Source organism: Bradyrhizobium sp. NAS80.1 (assembly GCF_001908205.1).
Lineage (GTDB): Bacteria > Pseudomonadota > Alphaproteobacteria > Rhizobiales > Xanthobacteraceae > Bradyrhizobium.
Map to the genome: position 1 here is coordinate 1 of NZ_LGHL01000161.1, position 12,941 is coordinate 12,941.

At 60.8% G+C, this 12,941-nt stretch carries 14 protein-coding genes; 3 read left to right on the plus strand and 11 right to left on the minus strand.

What is annotated here, in order from left to right; genetic code table 11:
- The 10 genes from AC629_RS32055 to AC629_RS32095 all read right to left on the minus strand — a co-directional run.
- Positions 1 to 1,333: heavy metal translocating P-type ATPase (locus AC629_RS32055; RefSeq protein WP_245332054.1), on the minus strand; the 1,333-nt coding region annotated here is incomplete at its 3' end.
- A gap of 68 nt (positions 1,334 to 1,401) precedes the next feature.
- Entirely contained in the window at positions 1,402 to 2,127 is a 726-nt protein-coding gene (locus tag AC629_RS32060; protein ID WP_084808821.1) for a sulfite exporter TauE/SafE family protein, read from the minus strand.
- A 58-nt stretch (positions 2,128 to 2,185) separates the two neighbouring features.
- Positions 2,186 to 2,311: a hypothetical protein gene (locus AC629_RS49970; RefSeq protein ID WP_283848212.1), complete on the minus strand. Its 126-nt coding sequence runs from the start codon at positions 2,309 to 2,311 to the stop codon at positions 2,186 to 2,188.
- A gap of 146 nt (positions 2,312 to 2,457) precedes the next feature.
- On the minus strand, positions 2,458 to 2,661 hold the full coding sequence (locus AC629_RS32065) for a hypothetical protein (RefSeq protein ID WP_084808822.1): 204 nt from the start codon (positions 2,659 to 2,661) through the stop codon (positions 2,458 to 2,460).
- Positions 2,621 to 2,809 carry a hypothetical protein gene (locus AC629_RS32070; RefSeq protein ID WP_084808823.1) on the minus strand — a complete coding sequence of 63 codons (189 nt, stop codon included), beginning with the start codon at positions 2,807 to 2,809 and terminating at the stop codon, positions 2,621 to 2,623. The genes AC629_RS32065 and AC629_RS32070 overlap by 41 nt, the downstream gene beginning before the upstream one ends.
- Positions 2,806 to 4,494, minus strand: a complete 1,689-nt coding sequence (locus tag AC629_RS32075) for a cbb3-type cytochrome c oxidase subunit II (RefSeq protein WP_084808824.1) — start codon at positions 4,492 to 4,494, stop codon at positions 2,806 to 2,808. Before AC629_RS32075 ends, AC629_RS32070 begins: the two co-directional genes overlap by 4 nt.
- Positions 4,491 to 5,924 (minus strand): cbb3-type cytochrome c oxidase subunit I, encoded by a 1,434-nt coding sequence (locus AC629_RS32080; protein ID WP_084808825.1) that lies wholly within the window; start codon positions 5,922 to 5,924, stop codon positions 4,491 to 4,493. The genes AC629_RS32075 and AC629_RS32080 overlap by 4 nt, the downstream gene beginning before the upstream one ends.
- A 163-nt stretch (positions 5,925 to 6,087) precedes the next feature.
- Positions 6,088 to 6,489, minus strand: a complete 402-nt coding sequence (locus AC629_RS32085) for a c-type cytochrome (protein WP_245332056.1) — start codon at positions 6,487 to 6,489, stop codon at positions 6,088 to 6,090.
- Between the two features lie 76 nt (positions 6,490 to 6,565).
- Positions 6,566 to 7,696, minus strand: a complete 1,131-nt coding sequence (locus tag AC629_RS32090) for a metallophosphoesterase family protein (protein WP_084808827.1) — start codon at positions 7,694 to 7,696, stop codon at positions 6,566 to 6,568.
- Positions 7,697 to 7,808: 112 nt separating this feature from the next.
- The gene (locus tag AC629_RS32095; protein WP_084808828.1) at positions 7,809 to 8,534 is read right to left on the minus strand and encodes a carboxypeptidase regulatory-like domain-containing protein; all 726 of its coding nucleotides are present in this window, start codon (positions 8,532 to 8,534) and stop codon (positions 7,809 to 7,811) included.
- A 174-nt stretch (positions 8,535 to 8,708) separates the two neighbouring features.
- Here AC629_RS32095 and AC629_RS32100 point away from each other — a divergent pair, with 174 nt between their 5' ends.
- Together AC629_RS32100 and hemA are read left to right on the plus strand one after the other, a co-directional pair.
- Positions 8,709 to 9,329 carry an SCO family protein gene (locus AC629_RS32100; RefSeq protein ID WP_084808829.1) on the plus strand — a complete coding sequence of 207 codons (621 nt, stop codon included), beginning with the start codon at positions 8,709 to 8,711 and terminating at the stop codon, positions 9,327 to 9,329.
- An 80-nt stretch (positions 9,330 to 9,409) separates the two neighbouring features.
- Positions 9,410 to 10,663, plus strand: coding sequence for a 5-aminolevulinate synthase (hemA, locus tag AC629_RS32105; RefSeq protein WP_084808832.1), 1,254 nt, complete (start codon positions 9,410 to 9,412; stop codon positions 10,661 to 10,663).
- 66 nt (positions 10,664 to 10,729) lie between these two features.
- Here the strand turns inward: hemA and AC629_RS32110 are convergent, their stop codons facing one another.
- Entirely contained in the window at positions 10,730 to 11,185 is a 456-nt protein-coding gene (locus tag AC629_RS32110; protein WP_168195626.1) for an OsmC family protein, read from the minus strand.
- A 1,565-nt stretch (positions 11,186 to 12,750) separates the two neighbouring features.
- Between AC629_RS32110 and AC629_RS32120 the strand changes: the two genes are divergently transcribed.
- The coding region (locus tag AC629_RS32120; protein ID WP_210419138.1) for a hypothetical protein at positions 12,751 to 12,941 on the plus strand (191 nt) is incomplete at its 3' end.

A 12,941-nucleotide genomic window follows, 5' to 3' on the forward strand; every position in this document is an offset into this window, starting at 1 on the left:
CCACCACGACTTGTCCGTCTGCATTCCCTCGGATGCCGCGGCCGGGCAGAATCCGGACGTCGCCGATGACCACCGGGTCGAGGCCACGCGCTGCCGCCGCCTCCGTGATGGCACGGCCGAAGCCATGTTCGGAATGGCGCTCCAGCCCAGCAGCTCGTGCAAGTACCTCGTTGGCCGCCGTTCCGTCGGTCTCTATCCTCACAACATGTGCTCTGCCCGACGTGAGCGTGCCCGTTTTGTCGAAAGCAACCAGGCGCGTCCGCGCAAGTTCTTCGAGCGCGCTGGGCTCGCGGATCAGGCAGCCTCGCCGGGCCAGCCGCCCGATGCCGAGCGAGGTCGCAAGCGGGGCGGCGAGGCCTACAGCACACGGGCAGGCGATCACGAGCACGGAAAGACCGATGAGCAATGCCCGGTCGAACGGTAGCCATTGCATCCAATAAAGCGCCGTCAGCCCGCCGAGGGACAAAACGAGAGGGACGAAGATGCCGACGATGCGGTCGGCAAGGCGTTGGGTCGGACTGCGGCGGGTGAGCGCGTCTCGCACCGATCGGCAAATCTGGGCCCATCGGGTGTCCGTCGCAGCCCGGGTGCTCCGCATCAAGAGCGGACCGTCCATATTGATGCTGCCCGCAATCACAGCGGAGCCGACGCCCTTCGGCACCAACCGACCTTCGCCTGTTATCACAGCTTCGTCAGCGTGGGATTCGCCTTCCACCACCGTACCATCGAGGGGAATGCGCTCGCCCGGTCGCACCCGCACCAGCGCGCCGACGCCTGCCTCCCGCACCGGACGGCGCGCCTCGAGGCCGCCTTCAACCAAAGTCGCGCATTCGCTCTCCGCAGCCAACAGCGGTTCGAGGTTGCGGGCGGCCCGGGCGCGGCCTGCCGCCTCGAGATAGCGGCCTACGGTGAATAGCATCAGAACCATGGTGGCGGTGTCAAAGTAGACGTGCGGGCCGCGCTCGAGGACGGCAAATGCCGAATAGAGATAGGCGGCACCGACGCCGAGGCCGATGAGCGCAGAGGACGTCACGCGTCCATCCAGCGCGTCACGCCAAGTCTCGACAAAGAATGGTCCGCCGAGAATAATCAGGGCCGGCGTCGCGAACACCCAGAGAAGGAGGTGAATCCAGGGAAGCAGCCTCTCATCGACACCTGTGAACTCCCCCGCGTATAACAGCAGGCTGAACAGCATGATGTTCATGGAGAGAAAGCCGCCCACGCCCAGTCGGATCAGGAGCCAAGCGGCTTCCCATTCCTCGCTCTTGCCGTTCTTCACCTGAAACGCGATGCAGCAGCCATAGCAGCAGAACGCATGGCTCTCGCCGTTCACTGTGCGCTGCATCGCTCGTACGCCGACGGGAAGCAGACAATGGCTGCACAGAATGCCACCGCGTTCGCTCATGCGGGATATCCTCCCGGCCAGCCATGTGCCATGTGAGCAGCGAAGGGCAGAATGCCGCGTCCAAGGGTGAAAAAGCCGAGAAGCAGAATGCAACTGCCGGCCAGCCACACACCACGTTGCCGCCATGCTGGCGCAAGAACCTGGCCAACGGCGCCCATCACCAGCATGGCTGGGAAGGTCCCCAGCCCAAACGACACCATGGTGAGAAAGCCGGGAAGCGCCCCAGCGGTGCTCGTCGCCTGAGCAAGGAAAGCATAGACCAGAGGACACGGCAGAAAGCCGTTGAACACGCCGAATGCCAGCGGTGCCGCGTGGCCATGCGCGGTCAGCAGGCTGCGCAGCGACGAAGCGAGCGTGCTGCTGCCGAAGCTGATCGCGACGCGATGCAAGCGCGGCAGCAGGCCGAAAAACTGCAGCGCGATGGCGATCATGAGCATTCCGGCAACAATTGCCAGGCCTCGCTGGGCGGCGTCGAGGCTGCCACTCAACATCGATACGGCCGTTCCCTGGGGCGTGCAGATCACCTGACCAAGAGCGCCCGCGAGTGCGCCGAGGAAGCTGTAGGTGGTCAATCGTCCTAAATTGTAGAGACCATGGCGCAGCGCGGTTGCCTCCTCCCCGCGCGGGTCATGGCCCAGCGCGCAAGCAAAACCGCCGCACATCCCGACACAGTGGAAGCTGCCGGCGAAGCCTGCGGCGAAGAGCATGAGGTAGTAGGCCACGGCAGATGTCCCACAAATCGCCTAGTCGCATTGCGCCGGGTGCGCTGCCGTGCGGCAGCTATTTCATACGAACGAGATAAGCGACCCAGGCAAAGAAACCGATCGTGAATACCGCAAACCCGATGAACGCGACGATCTGTTCCGGACTTGCTTCGGCCCACGAGAAGATTGGATCGGCCAGCATGGTCTTTTCCCTTCAGCCGAAATAGACCCGGACAACATTCATGGTCAGCTCGGAAAGCAAGAAAATCAGATTCACGGCCGCAATCGCGAGGATGGTGCTGGCAATCAGCCACGCCGGCAGGTTCCTCGTCATCGCGCCCCTCCCGCTCATCCCGGCCTTCCCGGGCCAACCCCGCCCCAGTAGTTCACCAGGTAATAGAGCCCCCAGATGAACAGCACGGCATAGACGACCAGCAGCCAAATCGGGATGTGGCCGACTCGCGCCTGGATGTAGCCGCCGGCATATTCCTCCATCTCGTGGGTTGAACTGTCACTCGCCGGCTGGTTCGACCGGTTCGTCGGTTCGGTCATTTTCCATCTCCTTGCGATAGAACCTGAGAGCCGCGTCGTCCGCTCCACTGAAGGCGCCCGAGAGGACACCCCAAATGAAGATGCACAGCGCACCGATGCTCATCAGCAACGCGACCATATAAGGTCCTATGACCTCGAAATCCGTCATGGTTCATTCTTTCTTGGATGGGCCAGAAGCGCCTTCTGGCCTGCGGTTGCGGCGCCAGACACCTCCGCGCGCTGCATGCGGCGCCCACTGGGAACGTAGGCATCTTCCGGTGTGGCAGCCTCCAACTTCGGATCGTTGAGCGCGGCGCGATCCGCGGACGAAATAGACAGCGGCTGAAGGGTGAGCGGGTCCTTGAAGGCGGACAGCGAAACAACATAGTAGGCAAGAGCCCAGCGGTCGTCCTCCGACAGCGAGTCGCGGTAGGAAGGCATGGGCGTTCCGCTGAAGCCGGTACTCATGGTCCTGAAGATATCCTCCACGGCGGGCCCCGATTTGAACTGGCCGCTGGTGAGATCCGCGGGCGGCGCCGGGAAGTTGAGATCATCTTTCAGCCCCGGAGCTTTCTGGCCATCTCCCTTGCCGGTATTGCCGTGGCACTCCCAGCACTTGGCGCTTTGCCACACCTCCTTGCCATGAGCGAGCAGCTGCTCGGACGGCGCAGGCGGCCTTCCAATGTACAGTGGGGCGCCCGGCGGCTCCTCGGTGAAGAAAGCATAGGGTGCTGCGGGGTCGGAGCGGTCGACCGCAAGCTCGTATTTGATGTACTGGATGACTGCGAGCCGATCCGTGAGTGGCAACTCATACCACGCCGGCATCGCCGTGCCGCGCACGCCGCGGGTGATAGTTCGTAGCAAGTCGCCGTCGGTGGGGATCGGTTTCTGGGTCAGACGAAACTTGAAGGCCGCCGCATTGAAGTTTCGCGGTCGCTGCTTGAACAGGAAGGTCGCAGCTGGTCCATTCCCGTCGCCCTTGACACCGTGGCACCCGATACATCGCCGCTCGTAGACTTCCTTGCCGTACGCGATCCATCCGCTTGAGCGCGGAAGGGTGGCCTCCGTGACCGCCAGCTGCTGCGGCTCGAACATATCGCGCCACTTGCCGCGATTCATGCCGAGCTTCTGGACATAGGCAATGAGACCCTCAAGCTCGTCCGTCTCAATAGCAATCTTGACCGTGTCCCCCGTGTATTCCTTGTTTGGCGTCCAGACGATCGGAAACTTGCCGCGCGCTTTCATCGGAACGAACAACAGCCCCTCGGTGTTGGGCGTGAGCTTGATCTGCTCCTTGCTTGCGAAGTCGAACAGCTTTGCAGTTTCCGATGTTTTCTCGAGCGTGCGATTACCGGCCCCGTCATCGACAATCTTCACTGCCGCCGCGGGTGTATCAAAAAGCTCCCGATAAGGAGCCATGATCGAATCTCCCGTGAGGCTGCGCGGATCCCAAAAATGGGCGAGATGCCACTCGTCTCCGTATTTGAGCCCGACCCGAGTCAGATCCGGTCCGATGCGTCGCGTACCAAACAGGTGCGGAACATCGAAGGCGTATTCACCCGCCTCGCTCACCGGACCCCAGCGGCGCGTCTCGCCCGTTACCGGACGAACGTACTGGGAATGGCAATACCAGCAGCCTTCGCGCAGATACACGCGACGGCCAAGCTGCTCCATAGGGGTGTAGTCGGTGGCCTCGGTCACCATCCATTTGAGCTGACCCAGTTCGGTGCGCACGACCGCGGTCACCGTAGTGGTACGCGCTGACGGTTCGACGAACGGCAGTATCCCCTGAGTCAGGACCGCGAGAAAGAAGAAGCCGACGCCGGCAACAAGGGCGACAAACCGCGCGTTCATTGCGCCGACCCTCCCGCAGGAACGGGAGCCACACCGGGCGCTGGAGCCACTTCCCTCGCCTCGGTGGGCCTGGTCAACGCTGTCATCATCAGGTTGATGACCAACAGGGACATTCCGGTGTCCATGCTGATGCCGGAGAGCGTGCGCACCAGCCAATACGGCCTCATCCGCACAACTGTATCGACCCACTCCGTTCCGTTCATCCACTCAAAGCCCTGCTGCAGACCTGCGGCGGTGAGGACGAGGCCCATAGTGGAGATGCCCACAGTGATCAGCCAGAATGCCCAATTGCCGAGCGCAAAGGACCAAAGCTCACGACCACACACCCGCGGCCAGACATAGACCAGGCCGCCCATCGCCCACACAACAAACGTCCCGAACACGGTGAGGTGCGAATGGGAGATGACGAAGTCCGAGAAATGCGTTGGCTGCTGAATCGACCGTAAGGCCTCGACCGAGCCTTGGAAGCAGCCGGCCAGATACATGAGCGAGCCCATGATCAGGAACTTTGCCGGGAGATTCTTCCCGAAGCCGTCCCACCGTCCGTGCACCGTGCCGAAAAAATTTACCAGCACGGTCCACACCGGGATGATCAGAAGCATGGATGTGACGATTGCGAGCGTCTCGGCCCAGTCGGCAATCGGGCTGTAAAGATAATGATGGATGCCGACAAACGGATAGAATAGGGCGAGAGACCAGAAACCGACCAGCGACAGCTTGTGAGCGTAGAGCGGATTACGCACGCTGACCGGAAGGAAATAGTATATCAGCACATAGCCCGCGGGCGTGATCCAGAGGCCGACGATGTAATGGATGTAGAGGCCATGGAACGCCGCACTGTTTATTCCGGAAATCGTGTAGGGCAGGATGAAGCTTCCCAAGACCAGATTCATCGTCGTCCATATGAAGGCGGCGATCAGATACCAAAGCGCAACGTAGAGCTGCGGTTCGAGGCGCTGCGCGACGGTCATGAGGAATTGCGCCGTAGCGGCCGCGACGACAATGAACATGGGAATTTCAGCGAAGAGCGGGAGCTCGCCGGCTTCGAGGCCGTGGTTCGTCCCGAATGGCAGCGATATCAAACCGGCAAGAAGAGCGATGCTCCACACCCAGGCGAGCGGGACGGCCCACTGACTCCAGGGCACGCGAACGCCACACAGCCGCGGCACCAGATAGTAGCACTCGCCGATGAACAGCGTGGAAAACGCGCCGAAAATGACGCCGTTGACATGGACCGGACGGAGCCGGCCAAAGGTCAGCCCCAACGTGGTGCCAAGATAGTCGGGATAGTTGAAAAGACCGGACAGTGCCACGCCGATCGACGGCGTGACCATGAGCCAGAACATCCCAAGGTAAAGCCAGGTTCGAACGACACGCCAGTCGACGAGCTGATCGAGGTCGACACCGGTGAACCTGCCACGCAATTGCAATGTTTCTGTCATGGCGCGCCCCTCACCGTCATCGCGGCCTCACGTCGTGCGGCTCCTCAGGCATCACTGCGACATCTGTCGCTCAGCGGTGAATCGTCTCGCTTCTGGGTCACTCCCCCGTCCGGTTTCGCTTGTCGATGGACCCACTTTGGGTGTCCCAAGACTAGTACTTACCCGGGACCAGCACCGAGCCGGTGTTCGACCAATAGATGTACGCCTCGAGCGCCTTCATCGCGTCGGAATCGGAATCGATCTTTTCGCCCTGGTTGGGTTTCTCGATACACCAGTTGATCATGTCGCGAAGTGTCGCGAATTTGTTCATGCTCACCTGATACTTCGGGAACGCCTGCGGATGGGTGTCGGAGGCAAAAGGATGGCACATCGCGCAGGCCATTCCGGTGGTGGTGAGCACGACGTTCATCTTTTTCGCCAACGCGGCATCGCCGTGGAACAGGAGGTCGCCTATTCTCACCTGCTCCATGAAGGCGTCCTCGTAGGCTTTCAACTGTTGAGGTGTTACCGGGTCCTTGTTCGCGCTCGCTGGGCCGACAACGAGCGCAATCACTCCCAGTGCTCCGACGAGGCAAGGGCGAGTGAGGACGACAGTGAATCGTGCGCTGGTTTTCATGACCAATCCTCCGTTAATACGGCCAGATCTGGTCGGCGATCCGCGGCCGCAGGATCTCAGGCTGACTCAGCGAGGAGTCCGGCGGCGACTGAACGAAGACCTCCTTACGGCCCCACATAACGTACTGGGTCTCGATCCGATCTTTGTTCATGCTCAAGGTTTCCCAGCCTACGCCGTCGTAGAAATCGCCGGGGTCGGCGCGGATCATCGGCTTGGTAAGCTTGGGCACGCCCTCGGGGGCATAGGGCCAGGGCCAGGAGGTCGCCAGCATTCCGATCGACCGCATGGTTCCGATCTCGTTGTAGAGCACCTGATGGACGTGACCATGGATATTGGTGACGTTGGTATAAGGCTTCAGCACCTCATTAACTTCGCGCCAGTCGCGCACCCAGAAGTTCCAGGGCGGATAGTACTCATAGAGCGGATTGTGGCTGAAGATGACGACCGGCCTGGCTTTATCCCAGTCGGCAAGCGTCTTCTGCACCCAGTCGAGCTGGTCGCGGCCGACGCCGGCCCACGGGCCGGCGACGCTGCCGTCGAGGGTTGCCATGTGGTCCATGCGCTCTTCGGGGCTCATCTTCCGCACCGTCCAGTAGTCCGGTCCGCGGGTGACCGTGTCGAGCCCGATAAAACGCACCCCCTTGTGGTCGAAGGTCCAGTTAGGCTTGTCGAAGAGCTGCTTCCACTTCGCGCCCATGTCGTAGTACCAGTCGTGCTCGCCCGGGATGAAGACTTTCCGAATCTTCACTTCGTTCAAGAGCTCAACTCCGAGTTCGAGCTCGTTGGCTCGGCCGAGCTGAGCCAGGTCGCCGCCGAAGATCATGAAATCGGCCGGCGGGTTCATGGCCTGGACCTCCCGCGCGGCACGCTGCACCTTCTCGACGAAGCGTGTGTTGACGGATTTCGGATAGAGGTGGGTGTCGGAAACCCACGCAAACTTGAAGGGCTCCTCGGCAGCGTAAGCGACATCGATGGTATTAAGCAGCGGCCACCATGCGAAAGTCTGAGCGACTGTAGCCGCACCGGTCAAACACGATCTGTGGACGAAAGTGCGTCGGGTAATCCGCAGCAAGGGATCGGGACGTACCCCGGGCCGCTGGAGAACCGTCGCCAACTCACGCCGTTCACGGTCAAGCTCGGACATGGGTACCTCCCGGTAGATCGTTCCCCTCTGTGTCTGAGATCTGTTGCTGCACCTCGCGGTCTTGTCTCGCGTTGCACAAGTGCCGCCGGTGATTACCGGCGTGTGAAAAAGTCTATTGCTTCATCAATTCTATTGTTAGTTCAGTCGGCTTGCCGGCCGCCACGGTGACGGACTGCTGCACGGGGCCAGTGAGGGACTGGATCGCCACCAGGGTATAGTTGCCAGGCGGTACGTCCGTGATGCTGAACTTGCCGTCGGCGCCGGCGATTGCGTAGTAGGGGTTATCCACCACGTAGATCCACCCTTCCATCCAGCCGTGTGCGTCACAGTCGATGCGCACGGTTCCGGCCCGCGTCAGCTCTGTGGGAATTCGCTGTCCCTGGTTCGGTAGCGCCATATTGAAGGCTGTACGCTTCCCGTAATAGCCGTGGGTGTTGTGCAGCATCGGGTCGCTATTCACGACCACGAGTGGTCCCGCGCGGATCACCTGAACCTTGGGCTCGAAACGACAGTTGTGATTGACGAGCTCGGGCGTCTTGGCCTGCCCCGCCTGCGCGGGCCACGCCTTTCCCTTGGCCACCTGGGCCAGATACACGACCGCGTTCTCAACGCCCTTGTCGGGCCCAACGTCGATCAGGGGCTCTTCGCGAGGTCCGTCACAGACATCGAGATCCTTGTTCGGAATGATCTTCCGCGTCTGGACCTCGCCATTGAAGATGACCTTGCCCTGGATCGTTCCGCCCTGAGGGACGGGGCCCTCTTCGTACGCGCGCGCCGGCACTCCGCTAATCGCGCTGACGATTGCGCTGGCCACAACAACTGAATTTATGGCTTTCATCACGGCGCCTCCCCCTTCGCGAGGCCAAGACCCAATCGTCTTGCCAGGGGAAACACACTCAGTATTTATAGCATACCTAAACCTACCTGAAGTCAATAGTTTGACTGGCGCAGAGCAGGCGTCGAGGAGCGGCTTCGCGGCCTGAAAGTTGCGACCAGAGATTGCGGAGGTTCAATGGATCGCCGCCGTGAACTCCTTCATCTTTCGGCTCTCGGGCGAAGTCTCTGTGGTGCAGTTCTCGCGATACTGCTCGCCATCAGCCCACCGGCCTCGCGCGCGGCCACCTCATCCGTCACGATAGGGGGACCTTTCAGTCTGACAGCGCCCGACGGCGCGACGGTCACCGATCAGACATACCGAGGAAAATGGCTGCTGGTGTATTTCGGATATACCTTCTGCCCCAATACTTGCCCAACGACGCTGCTAGAGATCGCTGCTGCGCTTGCGAGGCTCGGCCCCGACGCCGCCAAGGTCCAGCCGATCTTCATCACCGTTGATCCCAAACGCGATACACCTGACGTGATGGCGCAATACACGCAGTCGTTCGATCCAAGAATTGTCGGGCTCACGGGCACTCCCGCGCAGATCGCCGCTGTGGCGCAGGAATACGGAGTGTACTATGTGGCCCACAAGAGCGGTGACGGCGCCAACGACTACACCATGGACCACAGCACCTACCTTTACGTCATGGACCCGCAAGGCAAGTTTGTGCAGGCGTTCGACGCCGACACGCCCGCCGATCGTATCGCCGACGATTTGCTCCGCCTCATGAAACCGGAAGAGAGGCCGCATTGACGTGAGATGATGCCGGGTAGCGGCAGCGGTCATTTCCAAAAATGATTTGGCGCCGCGTGCGCGCGCAGGAGGCCAACCCCATGATCTATGACAAATTCTTCGCGGATGCGATCAGTCGGCTCCGGGATGAACGTCGCTACCGGGTGTTCGCCGATCTCGAGCGCATCGCCGGGCGGTTTCCGTGGGCGATCTGGCACTCGCCTAGGGGACGCGGGACGCGGGACGTGGTGATCTGGTGCTCGAACGATTATCTCGGGATGGGTCAGCACCCGAAGGTGATCGCCGCCATGGTCGAGACGGCGACCAGGATGGGCACCGGTGCCGGCGGCACCCGCAACATTTCCGGGACAAATCACCCGCTGGTCGAGCTCGAGCGCGAACTCGCGGACTTGCATGGCAAGGAGGCTGCGCTCGTCTTCACATCCGGCTACGTTTCGAACCAAACGGGCATCTCGACCATCGCCCGGTTGATCCCGAATTGCCTCATCCTGTCGGATGCGATGAACCACAATTCGATGATCGAGGGTGTTCGCCAATCGGGCCTCGAGAAGAAGATCTGGCGACACAATGACGTTGGTCATCTCGAGGAGCTGCTGGCAGGGGCCGATCCGGGTCGTCCCAAGCTGATCGTGTTCGAGAGCTTGTACTCGATGGGTGGCGACGTCGCGCCGATCTGCCGGATCTGCGACCTTGCCGTCCGCTATGGTGCCATGACGTATCTGGACGAGGTCCACGCGGTCGGCATGTACGGCCCGCGCGGCGCCGGTGTCGCGGCGCGCGACGGCGCCATGCATCGTATCGACGTCATCGAGGGAACGCTTGCCAAGGCCTTCGGATGCCTCGGCGGCTATATCGCTGGATCTGCCAATCTTGTGGACGCGATCCGTTCCTATGCACCCGGCTTCATCTTCACGACCGCGCTGCCGCCAGCCATCTGCGCGGCGGCGACTGCGGCAATCCGGCATCTCAAGACATCGGACTGGGAGCGTGAGCGTCAGCAGGAGCGGGCCGCGAGAGTAAAGTCGGTCCTCACCGCAGCTTCGCTGCCGGTAATGCTGAGCGACACCCATATCGTACCGGTGATGGTCGGCGATGCCGAGAAATGCAAGGCCGCGACCGATCTCTTGCTCACCGACCACAGCATTTACATCCAGCCCATCAACTATCCGACCGTATCGCGGGGGACCGAGCGGCTGCGCATAACGCCCACGCCGTACCACGACGATATCCTGGTCGATCAGTTGGCCGCCGCGCTCGTGGACGTCTGGAACCAGCTCGCGCTGCCGCGCAAAGGCCAAACGCAGGCCGAAGCTTTGGTCCGCTGCGCCGGTTGAAGGACAGCACTAGGGCGTGACTCGAGTCGGGTCAAATCCGAACTATGCAGCCGACGCTATTCGTTTTCACTTCTGCGAGGGAGCAACGACAAACTCCGCAGTGAGCGTGACTTTCGATTTGATGGAATTCGAGATGAAGCACTGTGCTTCGACGCTTTCCATGATTTCGCGTGCACGCTCGAGCTCAGCTTTGCCTTTGAGGCTTACGCGAGGTCGAACCGTGACTTCCGTGATGCGGTACTTGCCTTCGATGATTTCGAGCAGGCCTTCGGCTTCGCTTTCATATTCCACTGGAGTCAGGCCTTTCGCTTCGGCGAGCGTGAGGAAAGTCAGCATTATGCATGTATTGACCGAGCCCACGAGTAGCTCTTCGGGTGCCCAGATGTCCGGCTCGCCTTTGAACTCCGGCGGGCTGCCAACGACGATGTCTGTTTTTCCTGACGCCGAAAGCAGACCCCGCCGCGCGGAACTCCAGGCGGAGTTGGCCTTGTAACGAAAAGATTTGTAGGCTCTCTTTGCCACGCAAACCTCCGAGACCGCTGTCGCAAGGAGCACTCGCGCCTACCCGTTCGGCGGTTTCTAACGAACCATATCGTGAGGTGGCTTTGGTCTGAAGTGGGTCTTTCGTCACTTTCCGCCTATGGAGAGGACGACAGCCTCACCGACAACCCGACCTGTTTGTCTGAGACCGGCATGGGCTGGGACTGGGAGGGTTGGACGTACGGGGCTACAAGGCGAAGATGGAGGCAGCGGAAGCGAGGCGGCAAGGAGCGTGATCGACGTGATCAATCTCCAAATGCCCACGAGTTTCGATCTTGGATCTTGCGGAGCAGGACAACGAAGCTTCCAGTCCGCGTTCAGGCCGTGCCTCTCGATCGCCGTCCATGAAGATCGTCCCCGTACCCGGACAGAAATTGCACTGACCAACTTTGTGCGCGAGGCAAGCTGGTGCGATCCAGCCGGTGGAAGGACCGGTCCGAGTAAGGCACTGTCCGTATTTGATCCAACTGTCCTAAGTTGAATCCTGAGGTGTCCTAATTTCCCGAGCTTCTGACCCGTGGGATGGATCAAGGAATCCGGTCCAATCGAACGCTCGGCGAACGCGGGGATTCGGTACCCGGTGCGATCGCGCCAGAATCTGCTTGCTCTCATCAATGAGAAGGCGCGAGTCGGCCACGCACTCTCTCAATTCTTCAGTCCTACGCTTCGTTTCCTCAACGATCGCCCCGGCTTCCTTGGCGAGACGTCGGTGCTCGTTCATTGGCATTCGGGAGTCTCCCCCACCAATTTCCTGACGAACTTCCGAGCGCAGAATACACCTCAGTAGATTGCCGCGACTTAACAAGCGTAAAAGGCGGGCTCAGCCGCGAGGGCCATTGAATCTTCGCATCAATCATTCAGACTAACCCCTACCGGGATTTTGCGTCCCCCCTCCCGGGGCTGGAGCAGCGCCGCCTGTCGGTATTTCAAACAGGCGGCGTTGTTGTTGGGCACCGATGAAGTTTGGCATCCGCTCTACCGGGCGACCCCATCCGGATCGCCCATGGCTGTATAAACGTTTGAGCCAGCACAGGTGTCCTAATCTGACAGAGCTAATGTCCTAGTCGGGATAGTACGCGGCTCTAGACGCCCGCCAGTGAGCTTGACAAGGCCGACCTGCTCGTGGGCCGGACCAATTACGTAAATCGCGGTGTGAGCCGCACAGCTTTCGTTGGTAGTCAAATGATGCATGGCGGCCAAAAGGGTTTCGGCATGACCAAGCACGGCCGATCGGGGCGCGCGACCCGATCGCCGCGGTTCCGTTTCCTGCAGAAGCTCGATGCACAGAAGAACGATCGCAAGGGCCGCTCTCGGATCAAGGACCCGAAACAGTCTGTCGAAGAGCTGCTCCATCCTCGGAAGCCAACACGAAGCTGACGAACGATCCTTGGATGATCTTTGGGGTAGGCACATTCGGAAATTCGGGTGCTTGTGCTCAGTGCGCGAACGGAGCTGAAGGACCGATGCCATTGTAGAACAACGTAGAGCGACCGGAAAAACCCGGCAGAACCCCGGCACCTTCGAGAAGTCAAGTCGAGGTGGATCCAGTGAACGAGTCGGTAGCCCAGATCGAGGCGATCATCGGGCGCAGAGTCAAACGCGATATCGGCCAGATGACCGAGTGGGCAAAAGGCAATCTTGCTCGCGCCGCGGAGGCCGTCATGAACACGCCCAACGCGCATGTCGGCATCGTCACCGGTTTCTATATCCAGCACGCGGAGCCGCCTTCTCCGGAAAC